This is a genomic window from Pseudomonas sp. KK18 (assembly GCF_037094675.1).
In the GTDB taxonomy this organism is placed as follows: Bacteria; Pseudomonadota; Gammaproteobacteria; order Pseudomonadales; family Pseudomonadaceae; genus Aquipseudomonas.
In genome coordinates, this window is record NZ_CP146605.1 from 2,984,328 (window position 1) to 3,000,811 (window position 16,484).

Annotated in this window: 11 protein-coding genes; 10 read left to right on the top strand and 1 reads right to left on the bottom strand. The window is 50.3% G+C overall.

The features are described from left to right. The first annotated feature begins 110 nt into the window (after positions 1–110). The 3 genes from V6607_RS13550 (at position 111) to V6607_RS13560 (ending at position 5,014) form a co-directional block, all read left to right on the top strand. Positions 111–1,820, top strand: a complete 1,710-nt coding sequence (locus V6607_RS13550; protein WP_338743950.1) for an ATP-binding protein — start codon at positions 111–113, stop codon at positions 1,818–1,820. 165 nt (positions 1,821–1,985) lie between these two features. Then, positions 1,986–4,514, top strand: a complete 2,529-nt coding sequence (gene uvrA / locus V6607_RS13555; RefSeq protein WP_338743951.1) for an excinuclease ABC subunit UvrA — start codon at positions 1,986–1,988, stop codon at positions 4,512–4,514. Positions 4,515–4,750: 236 nt separating this feature from the next. After that, complete coding sequence (locus V6607_RS13560) at positions 4,751–5,014, top strand: hypothetical protein (RefSeq protein ID WP_083853185.1); 264 nt, start codon at positions 4,751–4,753, stop codon at positions 5,012–5,014. A gap of 68 nt (positions 5,015–5,082) precedes the next feature. On the opposite strand, the gene V6607_RS13565 is transcribed toward V6607_RS13560, so the two are convergent. Further along, the gene (locus V6607_RS13565) at positions 5,083–5,829 is read right to left on the bottom strand and encodes a BPL-N domain-containing protein (RefSeq protein WP_102605744.1); all 747 of its coding nucleotides are present in this window, start codon (positions 5,827–5,829) and stop codon (positions 5,083–5,085) included. 333 nt (positions 5,830–6,162) lie between these two features. Between V6607_RS13565 and V6607_RS13570 the strand changes: the two genes are divergently transcribed. The 7 genes from V6607_RS13570 to V6607_RS13600 all read left to right on the top strand — a co-directional run bounded on the left by V6607_RS13570 (position 6,163) and on the right by V6607_RS13600 (position 16,404). After that, the gene (locus V6607_RS13570) at positions 6,163–6,894 is read left to right on the top strand and encodes a hypothetical protein (protein WP_102650708.1); all 732 of its coding nucleotides are present in this window, start codon (positions 6,163–6,165) and stop codon (positions 6,892–6,894) included. A 223-nt stretch (positions 6,895–7,117) separates the two neighbouring features. Further along, complete coding sequence (locus V6607_RS13575; RefSeq protein ID WP_023659022.1) at positions 7,118–7,597, top strand: hypothetical protein; 480 nt, start codon at positions 7,118–7,120, stop codon at positions 7,595–7,597. A 1,295-nt stretch (positions 7,598–8,892) separates the two neighbouring features. Next, positions 8,893–10,173: an HlyD family efflux transporter periplasmic adaptor subunit gene (locus tag V6607_RS13580; RefSeq protein ID WP_134326295.1), complete on the top strand. Its 1,281-nt coding sequence runs from the start codon at positions 8,893–8,895 to the stop codon at positions 10,171–10,173. Next, the gene (locus V6607_RS13585; RefSeq protein ID WP_134326296.1) at positions 10,163–12,214 is read left to right on the top strand and encodes a peptidase domain-containing ABC transporter; all 2,052 of its coding nucleotides are present in this window, start codon (positions 10,163–10,165) and stop codon (positions 12,212–12,214) included. The genes V6607_RS13580 and V6607_RS13585 overlap by 11 nt, the downstream gene beginning before the upstream one ends. Before the next feature lie 133 nt (positions 12,215–12,347). After that, complete coding sequence (locus tag V6607_RS13590; RefSeq protein ID WP_157222888.1) at positions 12,348–12,518, top strand: hypothetical protein; 171 nt, start codon at positions 12,348–12,350, stop codon at positions 12,516–12,518. Between the two features lie 82 nt (positions 12,519–12,600). After that, the gene (locus V6607_RS13595; RefSeq protein WP_157222887.1) at positions 12,601–13,560 is read left to right on the top strand and encodes a Fic family protein; all 960 of its coding nucleotides are present in this window, start codon (positions 12,601–12,603) and stop codon (positions 13,558–13,560) included. 75 nt (positions 13,561–13,635) lie between these two features. Next, complete coding sequence (locus V6607_RS13600) at positions 13,636–16,404, top strand: insulinase family protein (protein ID WP_166742155.1); 2,769 nt, start codon at positions 13,636–13,638, stop codon at positions 16,402–16,404. Positions 16,405–16,484: the final 80 nt, after the last annotated feature.

Consider the following 16,484-nt stretch of genomic DNA (forward strand, 5'->3'; position numbering starts at 1 on the left):
GGCCCTTGCTCCTTCCTGCCGGCATAAGCAATATGCGATGAAACCAACCGCCGCTGCCGGGCTCAAAGTTTTCATCGCCGCCCACCTTTTATCTTTTGCAGAGCCGACCGATGCAGTTTTTATCCAATACCCACGGCTGTGAGGGTTGGGCTGGGGAAATGGCCCAGAGGATTCGTGCTTTCGATTGGTCCACCACCGACCTCGGCCCGATGAATGCCTGGCCCTCCAGCCTGACCAGCGCCGTGCAGATGATGCTGGCATCGCCCATGCCCATGGTGATGCTGTGGGGGCACGCCGGTTACATGATCTACAACGACAGCTATTCGGTATTTGCCGGCGGTCGCCACCCTTATCTGCTGGGTGCGCCGGTGGAACTGGGCTGGCCGGAAGTCGCCGACTTCAACCGCAATGTGGTCGACACCTGCCTGGCTGGCGGCACCTTGTCCTACCGCAACCTGCCCCTGGAACTGTTGCGCGACGGCCGCCCGGAAGAAGTCTGGATGGACCTGTATTACAGCCCCGTGGCCGGTGACGACCAACGACCGGCCGGGGTCCTGGCGATTGTAGTGGAGACCACCGAACATATGATCTCCGAGCGCCTGCGCCAGGAACTCACCCACAACCTGGAGCAGCGCGTGGCCGCGGAGGTGCAAGCCCGTTCCGCCGCCGAGGAACAGTTGCGCCAATCACAGAAGCTGGAAGCCATTGGCGGCCTGACCGGCGGCGTGGCCCACGACTTCAATAACCTGCTGCAAGTGGTCTCCGGCAACCTGCACCTGCTGGCCCGGCATGAACCGGACAACCCCCAGGTGCAGCGCCGGGTCAGCGCCGCCATCGCGGCAGTGGAACGTGGGGCCAAACTGACCTCGCAACTGCTGGCCTTCGCCCGTCGCCAGCCATTGTCACCGGCGGTGTACAACCCGCTGCGCATCTATGAAGGCCTGGGCGAGCTGCTGCAGCGGGCGCTGGGAGAAACCATCCACATTGATGTGCAACTGCCCCAGGATCCGTGGTGCATTAACGTCGACCGCAACCAACTGGAAAACGCGCTGCTCAACCTGGCGATCAATGCCCGGGATGCCATGAAAGGCGAGGGGGTGATCCGGATCACCGGCGAAAACATTATCCTCAACCCTCCGGATTGCGCCGGTAAAAGCATCAACCCCGGTGAATACGTGCGCCTGGCCGTCGCCGACAGCGGCGCCAGCATGTCAGCGACGATCCTGGCACGGGCCTTCGAACCGTTTTTCACCACCAAGCCGAATGGCCACGGTACCGGCCTGGGCCTGAGCATGGTGTTCGGGTTCGTGCGCCAAAGTGGCGGGCATGTTGAGGTCGAGAGCGTGGAGGGCAGCGGTACCGTGGTGCAGATGTATTTCCCGCGCAACCTGGGAGAGCCGGAAAACCACGATGCGCCCGTCGAGCTCACACAACCCACCGGCGGCCATGAGACGATCCTGGTGGTTGAGGACAACGAAGGCGTACGCGCGGCCGCGGTGGAATTGCTCGAACAATCCGGCTACACCGTGCTCACCGCCGAAGACGGCGACCGGGCCATGCTGATGCTCCAGGCCGGCCTGCAACCGGACCTGATCTTCACCGACGTGGTGATGCCGGGCCGGGTCAAAAGCACCGACCTGGCCGAGTGGGCGCGCAGGCAAGTGCCGGCGATAGCGGTGCTGTTTACCTCCGGGCATACCCGCGACATTCTTTCCAGCAACCACCTGCTGGGCAACGACATTCACCTGCTGAGCAAACCCTATGGCCCGGATGACTTGGCGCAACGGGTGCGCTCGGTACTGACCTCCCGAATGATGTGACGAATGAAGATCCAGCCAGCAACACCAAACCACTGTGGGAGCCGGGCTTGCCCGCGATGGCGGAGTGTCAGGCACCCCATCCGGTAACTGGCACACCGTCATCGCGGGCAAGCCCGGCTCCCACAGTTGATCTTCACTGCCTTGAACACACCGATAAGGTTACCCATGACTTCCCAGCGCAACCTGCCACCAGACACCTCACTCACCACCCAACGCCCTGGCTTCGTGCGGGTACGAGGTGCCCGGGAACACAACCTGCGCAACGTCGACGTGGACATCCCCCGCGACGCCCTGGTGGTGTTCACCGGCGTGTCAGGCTCCGGCAAGTCCTCGCTGGCATTCTCCACCGTCTACGCCGAAGCTCAGCGCCGCTACTTCGAATCCGTGGCGCCCTACGCCCGCCGCCTGATCGACCAGGTCGGCGTACCGGACGTCGACGCCATCGAAGGCCTGCCGCCCGCCGTGGCCCTGCAACAACAGCGCGGTACACCCAGCACACGTTCATCAGTGGGCAGCGTCACCACCTTGTCCAGCCTGATCCGCATGCTCTACTCCCGCGCCGGCAGTTACCCGGCGGGGCAACCGATGCTCTACGCCGAAGACTTTTCCCCCAACCTGCCCCAGGGCGCCTGCCCGCAATGCCACGGCCTGGGCCGCGTGTACGAAGTGACCGAAGCCCTGATGGTGCCCGATCCTTCCCTCACCATCCGCCAACGCGCGGTGGCGTCCTGGCCACTGGCGTGGCAAGGCCAGAACCAGCGCGACATCCTCGTCACCCTGGGCTACGACGTCGACATCCCGTGGCGCGACCTGCCGAAAAAGCAGCGCGACTGGATCCTCTTCACCGAAGAAACCCCCACCGTCCCGGTGTATGCCGGCTTCACACCCGCCCAAACCCGCGACGCCCTCAAACGCAAACTCGAACCCAGCTACCAGGGCACCTTCACCGGCGCCCGGCGCTACATCCTGCACACCTTCACCCACTCCCAAAGCGCCCTGATGAAAAAGCGCGTGTCGCAGTTCATGCAAGGCAGCCCGTGCCCGCTGTGCGAAGGCAAACGCCTGAACAAGGCCGCGCTGTCGGTGAAATTTGCCGGCGTGGACATTGGCGAACTGTCGCAAATGTCTCTGCTGCAACTCGCCGAACTGCTGCGACCGGTGGCCGAAGGGCAGGGCGATAAAAAGCTCTCCGTGGAAAAACGCCTGGCCGCCCAACGCATCGCCCAGGACCTGCTCGAACGCGTCAGCACCCTGACCGACCTCGGCCTCGGCTACCTGGCCCTTGAGCGCAGCACACCAACCCTGTCCTCCGGTGAACTGCAACGCCTGCGCCTGGCCACCCAGCTGGGCTCGCAACTGTTCGGCGTGATCTACGTACTCGACGAACCCTCCGCCGGCCTGCACCCTGCCGACGGCGAAGCCCTGTTCGCCGCCCTCGACCGCCTGAAGGCCGCCGGCAACTCGCTGTTCGTGGTGGAACACGACCTCGAAACCATGCGCCGCGCCGACTGGCTGATCGACGTCGGCCCGGCTGCCGGCGAGCACGGCGGCCAGGTCCTGTACAGCGGCCCACCCGCCGGCCTCGCACAGATTGAAGCCTCGCAAACCCGCGAATACCTGTTCGCCGAAAAGCGCCCCGTCAGCCAACCACCGCGCCAACCCACCGGCTGGCTGAGCCTGGAAGGCGTCACGCGCAACAACCTCAACGACCTCAGCGTGGACTTTCCCCTGGGCTGCTTCACCGCCGTCACCGGCATTTCCGGCTCGGGCAAATCCAGCCTCGTCAGCCAGGCGCTGTTGGAACTGGTAGGCGCAGGCCTGGGCCGCGTGGTGGAAACCGAAGACGAACCCAGCCTCGAAGACGACGCCCCGCAAACCAGCGGCGGCCGTATCAGCGGCGGGCTGGAACACATCCGCCGCCTGGTGCAGGTGGACCAGAAACCCATTGGCCGCACACCGCGCTCCAACCTCGCGACCTACACCGGCCTGTTCGACAACGTACGCAAACTATTCGCCGCCACACCCGCGGCGAAAAAGCGGAATTACGACGTCGGGCAATTCTCCTTCAACGTCGCCAAAGGCCGCTGCCCGAACTGCGAAGGCGAGGGGTTTGTCAGCGTTGAATTGCTGTTCATGCCCAGCGTGTACGCGCCATGCCCGACGTGCCACGGCGCGCGGTACAACCCGGAAACGTTAGCGATCAAGTGGGAAGGGCTGACCATCGCCCAGGTGCTGGGGCTGACGGTTGAACAGGCGGTAGAGGTATTTGCCGAAGAGCCGGGTGTGCTGCGCTCGCTGCAAGTGCTGCGGGATATTGGCTTGGGTTATTTGCGCCTTGGCCAGCCGGCGACCGAGTTGTCAGGCGGGGAGGCGCAGCGCATCAAGCTGGCGACCGAGCTGCAACGCAATGCCCGGGGCGCGACGTTGTATGTGCTGGATGAACCGACGACCGGGCTGCATCCGCGGGATGTGGATCGGTTGTTGAGCCAGTTGAATCATCTGGTGGAGGCGGGGCACACGGTGATTGTGGTAGAGCATGAAATGCGCGTGGTGGCCCAGAGTGATTGGGTGATTGATATTGGGCCGGGGGCTGGGGACAGAGGCGGGAAGGTGGTGGTGAGCGGGACGCCGCAGAAGGTGGCGAAGAGTAAGGGGAGCCGGACTGCGCCGTTTTTGGGGCGGGAGTTGGGCTGAGTTTTGCTCGACATGCGCCAGGTTCGCCGGCAGCTTCGTGATTGCCCGAGCGTTCGGTAGGCTGCCCCGATTTTTTCTGATTTCCCCATCTTGTGAATAAATGGCCCTATGAGATACGTCGAAAATGGATCTTTTATCGATCCATTTCTCTTCTTATAGTCGACCAACGCCCCAAGCAATTAACAGCGGTCATTAGTTCTGCTGTGGGGTTAGGTTTCTCATTTGCGGAAGTTGATATGAATTATAAAAACGGCTCTATCGGTATCGGGGTGTCTGCACTTTTAGTGCTGTCAGTTCTGCGTTTATCCACTAACCAACCCCCAACCCGGGAAGAGTTTGTAAAGTATCCATCTCTCCGGCAGAAGTGGTTCACGATATGCGACGCTCGCAGCAACCTTGCCGAGCTCAATGATGAAGGCTGCAAGCATTTACGCGAATGGCAGGCGGCCACCAAATTTCCCGTACTGGACAATTTGATGAATCAAAACCTGGGTAAATAGCTGGCGGCCATATGACTTTTTCAGTTGGCTGGAGCATCCAGCTGAAATCCGGAAGTCATCATCGCCCCCTACCTGCGCCCCTCAATGCTGCGCACCAACGCCCCAAAAAGCTCACCCCGCGGCATCTTGCTCAAGGGAATATTCGCCTTCTCGAACCACTCCCGATCCGCCTCTGGGTGCGGGCCGCTCAGCACCACTACCCCGTTTTCATAGGTGTAACGCGCTGCCGCCACATCACCATTCCGGTAGGTCGCAATGGTTGAAGAAGGCGAGGTCGCGTCAGGCTTGGGGAAGTAAGGCCCATCCTGATAAAAGACGCTATCGGCTTTCCCATCCCACACAACCTGCACCGCCGCGTCCGCAATGCCCGCGACCTCAAACCCAGGCCTGCCCGCCTCTGAATCAAGGTCGTAGGGTATCAGGCCAAAGTTGCTGTCGTCGGCCAGATAAGCACCCATACAAAGCCCCAGGTAGCGCCCACCCTGGGCGACAAAGTCACGAATGGCCTGCACCCGCGCATCCCCCAAACTATCAAGCGCCGCAGGGATGTCCTGACCGCCACCCGGTTGAACGTAGAGGTCATAACGAGCGAGGCTTTGCGGCGTGATGTCGATCGATTCATCGGCACCTACAAAGTCAATCTGCGCATTCGGGCGGACGCGCAGCAGGGCTGTTTTGACATTCTCTGAACATCCCTCGCAGCCCGCCGGGCCTCGGTAGATAGCGACATGGGCGATGGGGGTTGCGGCGTGCACTGAGGAAGGAAGCAGTGTGAAAAACGCAAAAAGCGTCGCGGCGATGGCGTGCAGATTCATGGTTGTAGAGTCGTCTTAGAGCTGATTGGGTCCGATCGGACTTTGTGATTCGAAGCCTAAAGCCAATAGCCAGTTGAAGGAGTTAACATTTGTAAATCGGCTAGGAACAATCGGGGTTGATGATCGCAACGACGGTTTTCCCATTCATATTTATGGGTTTTCCTTTAGTGCATAAATATCGAAGAGAGCGTTTCTTCCATTTTCAATCCCCGGAATTTTTCAGGCTGTTTGAGTCAGCTCTCGGCCATGCGCGAATGCCATCGGCCAATATCACACACTCAAGTATCGACTATGCTTGGAGCGATTCAGCCCTGTACCTGAAGGATCTAAACAATGGGGTACCTTGTCGTTGCGCACGCGATGAATGTGAAGCCGGAGTTAGAACCACTTTCTACGTTGCCGGTGAGCATTGGTTGGTCATTGCACCAGGATGAAAACGCCACGTCGTTCTACTTAGACACGTTCAAGGCTGGCGAAGAACGGAAATGGCCCTTTACGTCTATGCCACCCATCAAGGATGTACCGCTTGAGCTTCCTCAAGAATTGGCAGCGCTATCGCGGATATACAAAGTGCTTAGGGATGCTCAGCTAGCCGACTACTTCAAGAGAGCTTTCCTGAATGTGAATTTAGCGCTGAGTAAAAGCCTTCAATTACACGTTTGCAGCTTTTGCACGGATGACGACGGGCTGGATTTTGTGTGTGTATCGTCGAATGGTGAACTGCAAAGACTGCGTTGCGTTTGCGGTGATCTGGATATCACCTACGAGCTTGGGACGGTCATGATCCAGCCGCTTCTGATAGATGGGGTTGAAGGCACCGACGCAAGTGGTCTGCATGACCCAGAGAACGGCATTCACGTCTTGAGTCGGAATATAACGCCCTCATCGTTACTGCATGCGGTGGCTTCAGCAGAAACCACTCGCTTTCTACAAGCAGAAAGCCCCCCTCTGGGTCTAGGTAGCTTCGATGGTCTGGACGTCGCACCGGTAAAGATTGCTGGCTCTAAGATCGCCTCGCTGAAGCCTGAGGTGGTTGCTCAGAAAGCGTGGTGGAGGCGGTGGTAGTTGTATCGACGACTTCGACCCAAGCCAGGAGGTTTTCCGGGGAAAAGTAGCCAATTATCAGCATCGAAAAATTGGGGCCGATAATGGGGGCCAGTTTTCAAGAAGCTACCCGTCATGATGGGCTGCAATCGGCCAGAAGCAGTCGGTCGCGATCAGAAAGGTTTGACGACAACGAGTCGCTCTCGCACTCTGTTTATAACCCATTCATTCATCAGGTTCCCGCATGTCATTAGCGACCGTAGTGCTGCTCGACTCCTGGCCACAGCCAAGTACGTCGCCTGAACCAGTGGTGTTCGCCACGGACACGCAACTATGTTTACGGTATTACACCACCGGAGAAGAAATAGCTGTGGTTCATTTTCCGCTAGTAAAGAAAATCCAATTCGGTTCGCCAAACGACGAAGCTTTGGGCGGCCATCCGCTCATTGGACTTGGCCTAAAGCATTACCAAATTCATCGAATAGATAATTCGCCTTGGTTAGCAGAGCTTGAGCAAAGGAACGCCATTCATCCTCGACACGACAAACAGCGGTTCATGAAAGATGCTATCCACTATGTCTTTACGTTTCAGGACTCTACCTTGGAATGCATCGTAATCGAGGGGGCGTTCTGGCATCCCAAAGTGCAAGTCTTTACCTCGGAGCAGGAGGCAAAGGATGGCTGGCGCACACTGGTGAATGACGTGGGTGCATTAACCCAATAGTCAGGAGCGGATGGCTGCGTTGGGTCGGTAGCTGACGCTCATGAACGACCTCTTTCGACCCTAAGCCGCCATTCCAGGTGCCTAAGAGGCCAGGGACGATTTAGGCTTCAATCTAGACTCTGGGATAGGCGCCCCGGGACGTGGGTCGATCATCGTCATCATAAGGATCTGGGGCTTGATTGAGAGCAATAGAATCATCAGGATCAGGTAGCATCGGTCTCGTCTGTGGAGCATTTGGACTCACAGGCCGAAACCAACTGCTGAAGGCTAACGCTTCCTCTTGAAGAAAATGCTCAATCCGCTTTTGCTGAATAGCGTTCAAGTAGCCCCCAGCAAAGCCTCGTCCCAGGGAGCGGAGTAGTAAGTCGAGCTTCTTGGGATCCGGTTCATCGAAAATCCCCACGCTCTTGGTCCGTAAATCAGCATCATCAATCCATTGCTCAAGATTGCCTCAGTACGAATCGCAGAGAAAATTCGCGCGAGTCGTGTGGTTTTATCGCCACCAGCGGGGATGCTTTTCAACCAGTCAAAAAGTGTTGTGTGCTTTGGATAGTCTGGGTACGCGAGTATCAACATAGTAACTTTGCAATAATAACGTATTGGATAAAAAACAAGAAAACTATAAATCTTGCTTAGGCTCTATCGGACTGCGCAGCCTTTTAGTTCGTCCTAAGGCATCCCATTCAATAAGCTGCACGTACTTTTTTCGTACCGAATAAAAACAGAGCTCCGCACCATCGAGATGCTTCATTGATGGAGGAGGCTTTTCGCCCTGAATCAAAACAGCGATTGTCTCCTCAGGCTTTGAAAATGCTCGTGGTGCAGACTGTATACGAACATGAATTAACTTTGTTTCCGCTCTGCATGCATCGATAGCGGCCTGTCTCTCAGGAGACAATGCGCTAGCGTACAGAGAAAACAATGTGCTTGTTCCCAAAAGCACAGTGACAATTAAAAGCTTAATCATGACCCCACCTATTTATTGTATCTTCACCAAAAAACTAATAGAGCTTCCAGGGAGCCAAGGTATCCTATCTGCATACAACACTGCAACTCGAATTCATGAACGTTACCCTTAAGCCGCTATAAAAAACATTCGACGCATAAAAATCAAATAAATCACAATGCTGGCCTGGCCATAGATACAAAAAATCTTCAATTGTAATGCAATCGCAAGCATGTGGACATAATACTGCAACATATCCAACAGTAAGGTTGAAGAGTGCGATAGGAATCCGCAGCAAGCTGCCATTAAGATAGTTAGTCATTTAGGGATCTTGGTATTTGGAACCGCTATGTCGATTATGGAAGATCAAGCGAAGTTATTTAGAAAAGAATCTCTACCCAACACATTAGAAAATACGAGCGTCGCAGCAAGATCCGAAAGGATTGGCAGTATTAAGCCATGGGCAGCTTCGATAGCTTTAATGCTATGTGTTTTTTTTATTTTGTTGCAACCCTATACTAGAAGAGTAGACGTAAATTTTATCACAATAGCACTGTCTGGAAAGCAGCGTGTTGAGGCTACATCAGAAGGTGTGATATCTGAGATATTTGTGGAGCAGGGAGACTTCGTTCATCGAGGGCAAAAACTAATAGCCTACACACGAGAGCAATTCGGACGGAGCGGTTCTACCAATCTTCAAAAAAGAAATCTTCTTAGTCAAAATCTTATACAGCTAAATGAATTGTCTGTAAAAAACTCCCAGAACTATCAAATTAGTATAGAAAAGCTAGGGCTCCAATCTAAATTTTCGGAATTACGGGCCGCTGAGTTGGAGGCCCGAGTGCATGGCTTAGTCAGTGCGCGGAAAATTCTAGAATCAAAAATTGTGGTAGGTAATCATTTGCTGGCTGAGGGCGCTGTAGCCGAAAGTTATATTCAGGATCTTAAAGATAAAGTCTTGAATATCGACAATTTATCTTATTATGCAAAACAAAACTTGATAAAGGAGCAGCAGTTTCTCTCTGAAGCTCCCAACCTGGCAAAGCAATATAAAAATGAACTAGAAATTCAGATCAACCACAATAGATCTGAGGCTATAGAGATTGAACGAGAGCTGATTGATATTGAAAGCCAAATCTTATCATATATTGTCGCCGATTTTGATGGCGTCGTCGCGGCAGTGAGTGCTTCAAAGGGAAGTAGCATCAGGAAATCGGACAGCCTTATTGTGGTTGAAGCAGAAAAAGGAGAACCGACTGCACGTATTTTAATACCTAAGCAAGCAGCTGCATTAGCTAATCTCGGACAGAAAGTCACTCTGCGATATGATGCTTACCCGTTTACAAAATTCGGAACAGCTCAGGCGGAAATAATACAAATTGATAATACAGTAACCAGCACGAAAGACGTATTGCGTACGCTAGGTTTGCAAGCCGAAGAGCCCGGTTATTTAGCGACTATAAAGATAATTGAATCTAGCAACTCGAATCTGGAGATAGACTACCAAAAAGACGGACTTACCGGTCGAGCCTCAGTAATGCTTGAAGAGCACTCTCTTATCAGATGGATATTTGACCCATTGATAAATTCTGTAGTACAGGCGGGGCAAGGAAAACTAAATGAATATTAAAAATTTTCAGCTCATACGCCAGCAAGAACAATCTGAATGCGGATTGGCATGTGTAGCAATGATCTGCGAGCACTATGGAGTAGACATTTCACTTAACTCCCTGCGTGCTGACTTTGCAACAGGGGGACGCGGAATAAATTTAAAGAACTTGTCAGATTTGTTATCTAAGATTGGTTTCAGGTACCGACATCTAAGGCTTGAGTTGGAACAAGTTCGTACGTTAGAGTTGCCATGCATTCTTCACTGGCGCATGAATCATTTTGTTGTGCTTACAAAGGCAAGTAAAAATAGATTCACAATTTATGATCCTGCCGAGGGCGTTTATCGGTTTAACAGAAGTGAGTTTTCAGCAAGTTTTACTGGTATAGCTACTGAGCTTTTTTACACAGCAGATTGTAAGTTGGCTTCAGGCTCAGCCCGTAAGGTAGGCATATTTCAGCCCGGGCTCAAACGTGATAAATCGTTGCTGATTTACGTGTTACCCATAGTAATAGAGCTCCTTACGCTAGCATCACCTTTTTATATTCAGCTAGCAGTGGATCAGGTAATGGAGAGCAATGACCAAAACCTTATGTTCGTTATTGCGATGTTATTTGGTGCATTATGCTGTATTCAATATCTGCTCCAAACAATCCATCTAAAAAACACTGTCAACACGGCAAGGTCATTAGCAGACTCTTTAGGATATGAAACGTTTCAGAAAGCCGTTAGCTTGCCCGTTTCGTTTTTTTCAACGAGGACATCGAACAACATAATTTCGAAGTTCACGTCCCTTCTAGCTATTGTAAGTTTTGAACACAAATATCGTAGTACGGCACTTGTAGCTGCATGGCTGATTGTCGCAGCTCTGATAGTATCATCAATTATCTCAATCCACTTAGCGCTGTGCACAGCTGCATTCGGGATTGTGTATGGGGTGAGTGTAGTATTTATCTCGAAAAACCAACGACATGCGTTGCGGCAGAAGAGCAAGATGAAAACTCGCTCAGATAATATAGTCCTAGACACGATACGGAATATAAAGCAGATACAGTCTGCCAGGGTTCAGGAAGAAAGCAAAGAAAGGTTCTTCGCGAATTATTCTAGTTATAACTATTATGATGCAACCGCCCAAAGCATCACACTAAAAAGCGTAGGGTTGCTAAATTTGTTATTGAATCTGCATAGGATTTTCGTCGTTGTGATAGCTGCAGGCCAAATATCCAATGGCTCCCTAAGCATCGGTGGGATTTTTGCATATTTGCTTATTAGCTCAAGGTTCTTCGTTAATCTGAGTTCCATTTCTAACTACTTCATCCACAAGCACGAAAATCAGTATCATCTGGACAATCTTGAAGATTTATATAGTTACCCAGCTGAAGTGACTCAATTTAGAAGGCGCATCAGGCTTGAGAAACCCGATATCGCATTGAAAGATGTTTGCTTTAGGCATTCACCTTCAACGAAATGGATTATGTACAATTGCGATATCTCGATAAGGTACGGTGAAAAAATCTTACTTCGAGGAAAGTCGGGGGGAGGCAAAAGCACACTAATCTCTTTATTAAGCGGAAATTTAAAGGCAAATTCCGGGAAACAAATGTTAAGCGGTTTCCTGCTCGAAGAAACAGGTCCCGATTCATTTCGATCTCATTTTTCCATCATGATGCAAGACGATCAGATCGTATCGGGCACTATACTGGACAATATAATATATTCACGTTCGAACATAAGCTTTGACAATGTATTTAGTGCAGCAGAAGCGGCGTGTATTCATGATGATATTATTACAATGCCTATGGGTTATAACACTCTTCTTTCGGGGGCCGCTAATATTTTATCTGCGGGGCAAAAACAAAGAATATTATTAGCAAGAGCACTGGCCGAAGACGCGCCTGTGCTAATGCTTGACGAGGCAACTAGCAATTTGGATTTAGATAGTAAAAAAAACATACTGAAACACATATTAAACCTTGATAAAACTGTAATAGTTATCTCTCATGATGACCTAGAAGATAATTTCAGTCGCGTGATCGATCTAGATGCCCTAAATAGACTTTAACCTGGTGGGCAATTTCTATTGTGGCCTTCAATCTATAGATACTTAATTCATCAATATACGGCGAGGAGGTAAAAACCAAATATACTCAGATGGAATATCAATTTTAATTTATATATTACGTGAGGATATAAAGATGCGTGAATTGACAGCAGAAGAACTCATTTTGGTATCTGGGGGTGATGATACCAACGGAGCGGATGAAAATTGGGGGGATGATATATCTCACGATCCAGGTGAACATCCAGATGACGGCATGGCGCACGATCCTGGGGACGTGTCCCCGGGGGACACCGTTAGCTTTTGACTCAAATGCATGGCTCACTGCAGTGAGCCATGCATCGGTTCAGAGATTGTCTTATTCTAGATGGCTCCTAAGCTATTGGTCTGTGGATTTAGATATTATTAGTTTTCTGTCTTGCATTGCAGTAGACGATAAGGAGTGGATAAGTAGCAACTCAACTTTCCAAACGAACAATTATTGTAATAGTGTTTCTCAAGGCCAAGTCAAAAACGGAGGTAGAACATATCTGTTTTATCTTTCCAGTGGAGCATGCAAAAAAGTGATTATTCGTACTTTAAATACCATTGCATGGAAACCTTTGGACCCCAACTCAGTTAATTGGGACGCGTTGGGCAGTTTGCCTTTGTTACTACATGCAGCGGAAGTCCTACCTTTAGCTAGATCCGCAAAATGGCCCGATTCGCTTGAAGTCGCAAAATCAGTAGCAGTCTGCCAAGACTATAGCTTTGAGCACTATCTGAGCAAATATTATGCTGATAGAAATCATACAGAGTACCCATCGATGCGGGCTGTCGAGGAAAAGAAAATCCTAACTGTCTTGCCCCACTTAAGTTCTGATTACCTTAATAAAAACTGCTCTTTACAATTAATAGATACTATTCTAGCCATAGCCTCAGAACTATCTGGTGCTGCTTCTGAAATTCGCGCTGTGGACGTTTATACTAATTCAGATAGTCATCATGTTCGAATTAAATACCCTTCGCCTGAAAGTATACCAAGCACTCTGAAATCAATACAAAAGTGCATTGATAATTGGAGGGGGTCGCGGTTGCTATTAGCTATCATGGTATCGATCTCTTTTGTCGCATGCCATCCATTTATCGATTGTAATGGAAGAATCTCAAGGATTTTATTTAACTATATTTGTGGTTTAAAAGGGGATGCATACATCCCGTTAGCAGAAATTAACTTTTTTTCCCGAGGAGGATATGAGATCCGACTTCGGAAAGCTGTAATGTTCGGAAGCTGGGTTGAAATTGTTGAATATTTTAGTGCAGTTATCTGCTTGGGTGAAAAAAATTCTGAGCTAGAGCAACATGTGTGATCTATCGCTCAAATAATGGCCTGCTATTGTTTTTCAGTGGTGATAGATATCTGGATTTTAACTGGCGGATTTTACATGAATTTTAGGGCGCACACTTATCTGCTCTCCATTTTTTTAGTATGTCTTTGTGCAGGCGCGAAAGGTGAGATATTACCGGAACCTATAAAGTCGCCGAGTGACAGAAATAACTACCGGTCGATACGGTTACAGAATAACATTATCGCTTTACTTGTGAATGATCATGCTGCAACTAAGTCAGCTATTGCGATAACAGTAAATGCAGGTAGCGATCAGGACCCTGAGTCTCTACCAGGATTGGCGCACCTTACCGAGCATATGGTCTTTTTAGGCAGTAGGCGCTACCCTGATCCTAATGGAATCTCCAAATTAATGGGCCTTGTTGGAGGCACTTTTAACGCTAAAACCAATAGGCAATATACAGATTATTATTTTCATGTTCCAGCACCAGCGCTACCCGTAGCAATGGCCCATCTGGCTGCTGCTCTGAGTGAGCCATTATTTGATAGAACATACGTTGAGTCTGAACGAAAGGCTATTGATGCAGAATATCGGATGCTCTCAGACAATGAAAAATTTCGTTTTCTGGAAGCAGTTGGCAATGCCGTTAGTCCGCGTCATTCTTGGGCGCGCTTTCGAATCGGGAACTTAAAAACGTTAGGTGGTGATTCCGAGAAAATCGCAAGTGAAGTCGCAAGGTTTCACAAGCTCTACTATTCTTCGGAAAGGATAAAATTAGTTGTAAGCGGGCCCCAGTCTCTAGATGAGCTTCAGCATTTAGTCGAGCATAATTTTCTGAGCTTCAATAGTGGCTTAAATTTGCCCACACCCGATCATATCGACTTGTGGAAAAAAAATGCCGAGCCGCTAATCGTACATGTGCAGCCAAAAGATTCACGGAACAAGCTAACGTTAATTCTTACTGTTCGAAATGAGGCCGGAGATGAGTTCAGCAAGCCGCTTAACTTTATACTCTCATTGCTCAATGCAAAAAACGAGGGGGGCTTGCAATCTCAGCTACAGAGACATGGGTTGGCGAAACAGGTTAGTGTTAACGTGATGGAGTGGCGCAAAAATCAATCTATAATAGGTGTCCATATCGAGATGGCTGCCGGTGCTCCTCCAGAAATTAGCGCTATCAAAGAGGCTATCTATGACTCCATTGAGTTAGTTCGAACGGCTGGTTTAGATCGTTGGAGATATGATGAGCTCGCTGCTTTGAGCAAGCAACGTTTTTTGTATAAAGAGAAAAAGCCCCCCTTGGCTATGGCTAGGTCATTAGTAAGCAATATGCGCCGCTATGAACCTGAGGACTGGTTGTATGGGCCGTTTCGAATGAATGGTATCGCCCCCCAAAGGATTGATTCTTTGTTGTCGGATATGGCCTCTAGCAATACTCTGTTGGTATGGGAGTCGCAGGCCGCTCCGACCGATCACGTCTCTAAATGGCTAGATGTACCTTACAGTATCCAACAAGACACCACGTTGCCTAGTCATACTCAAATCTACACATTTTCTCTTCCTAAAAAAAATCCGTTCCTTGTGGATGATTTGAATCTGGTTGACGTTAACGAATCTGAACCGCTGTCAATTTTTAATAAATCTGGAACCCGAGTTTGGTATCGCCCCGAAAAAGAGTTCAATATGCCGATGACTGCATGGAGAATTTCTATAAAAAGTAATTCTGAAGTGGGCCTGGAGGACCATGTAAATCTTGCATTGCTTATAACTTGGCTGAATTACCGTATGCAAAATGTTCTTCAACAGGCATCTTACGCAGGTTTGTTCGGTGAAATAAAAATAGCTGAGCAGGGTATCGAGGTGGGCCTACATGGTTTGCGTCAGCACCAGGATCTGCTCCTGCAGGAGGTGTTGCGGACGTTAATGAATGAGCCAATAAATCGTCATGAGTTCAATACTGTCGTGGCTCGTATGGAGCGGTATTGGAGGTCTCAAGAGAGTAAGATGCCTTTAGCTGCTGCAAATGATGCTCTGCGAATTGCAATATACCCCGAAAACTGGCCATCTAATGAAAGCCTTTCTGAACTCAATAAAGCCTCGATAGACAGTTTTAATCGCTGGCGTGATAGATGGCTAGAAGATATACATTCAGATGCCCTAGTTGTAGGCAATTTATCCTTGGATACCGCCCAAAAAACAGGGTCTATGATTCATGAGGTTTTGAAAACCACAGCACGGACCCGCTATTTTGTTTACTCCGGCCCTCGCACTTTAGACGAAAATTTACCGCCCATTCGTGTCCGTTCATCATCTCACGATAGCGTACTTATTACATATGTGCCTTTTTCGAGCAGTACGCTCAGCGCGCAGGCCCATTCAATGCTGATCAGTCAATTTGTTGCTAGCCGTTTTTTTCAAAAGATAAGAACCCAGCAGCAAATAGGTTATGCGGTTTCTGCATATCCGAGCAGTGACTGGCGTAAACCAGCCTTAATATTATCAATACAGTCTAGCAATTATGGAAGTGGCGATATCCAGTCTAAAGTTTTGGAATTCCTTGCTTCGCTAGATAGAGAGTTTTGTGAATTGGATGACACACAGCTCAACAAGTTGAAAAGCGGGGCATCTAATAAATTGAAACTTGATCACGGTGGGTTAATGGAAATGACTGAGGGTTACTGGGCGGACATATCACGACTAGACTACAGTTTTAGCACGCGCCAAGAGCTTCTTGAAGTTGTTAATAAAGCAACTGTTACTGACATTCGTTCAGCTTGGAAAAACCTGATTTCCGGACCGAAGCTATGGATAACACTAGATCCAAACCGAGCCTCTAACTCTCGGCCGGTTGGAGTCGACCCATAGCCTATGACATCGTGCCCGTGACCTTAAATGTAAACGCCGTATTCAATCTGCCCCCAGCAGTTCGTGGACCGAACACCTGG

Excerpts from the sequence above, each read along its gene's own strand:
- V6607_RS13550 (WP_338743950.1), top strand. The coding sequence starts at position 111 with ATGCAGTTTTTATCCAATACCCACGGCTGTGAGGGTTGGGCTGGGGAA.
- uvrA (WP_338743951.1), top strand. The coding sequence starts at position 1,986 with ATGACTTCCCAGCGCAACCTGCCACCAGACACCTCACTCACCACCCAA.
- V6607_RS13560 (WP_083853185.1), top strand. The coding sequence starts at position 4,751 with ATGAATTATAAAAACGGCTCTATCGGTATCGGGGTGTCTGCACTTTTA.
- V6607_RS13565 (WP_102605744.1), bottom strand. The coding sequence starts at position 5,829 with ATGAATCTGCACGCCATCGCCGCGACGCTTTTTGCGTTTTTCACACTG.
- V6607_RS13570 (WP_102650708.1), top strand. The coding sequence starts at position 6,163 with ATGGGGTACCTTGTCGTTGCGCACGCGATGAATGTGAAGCCGGAGTTA.
- V6607_RS13575 (WP_023659022.1), top strand. The coding sequence starts at position 7,118 with ATGTCATTAGCGACCGTAGTGCTGCTCGACTCCTGGCCACAGCCAAGT.
- V6607_RS13580 (WP_134326295.1), top strand. The coding sequence starts at position 8,893 with ATGTCGATTATGGAAGATCAAGCGAAGTTATTTAGAAAAGAATCTCTA.
- V6607_RS13585 (WP_134326296.1), top strand. The coding sequence starts at position 10,163 with ATGAATATTAAAAATTTTCAGCTCATACGCCAGCAAGAACAATCTGAA.
- V6607_RS13590 (WP_157222888.1), top strand. The coding sequence starts at position 12,348 with ATGCGTGAATTGACAGCAGAAGAACTCATTTTGGTATCTGGGGGTGAT.
- V6607_RS13600 (WP_166742155.1), top strand. The coding sequence starts at position 13,636 with ATGAATTTTAGGGCGCACACTTATCTGCTCTCCATTTTTTTAGTATGT.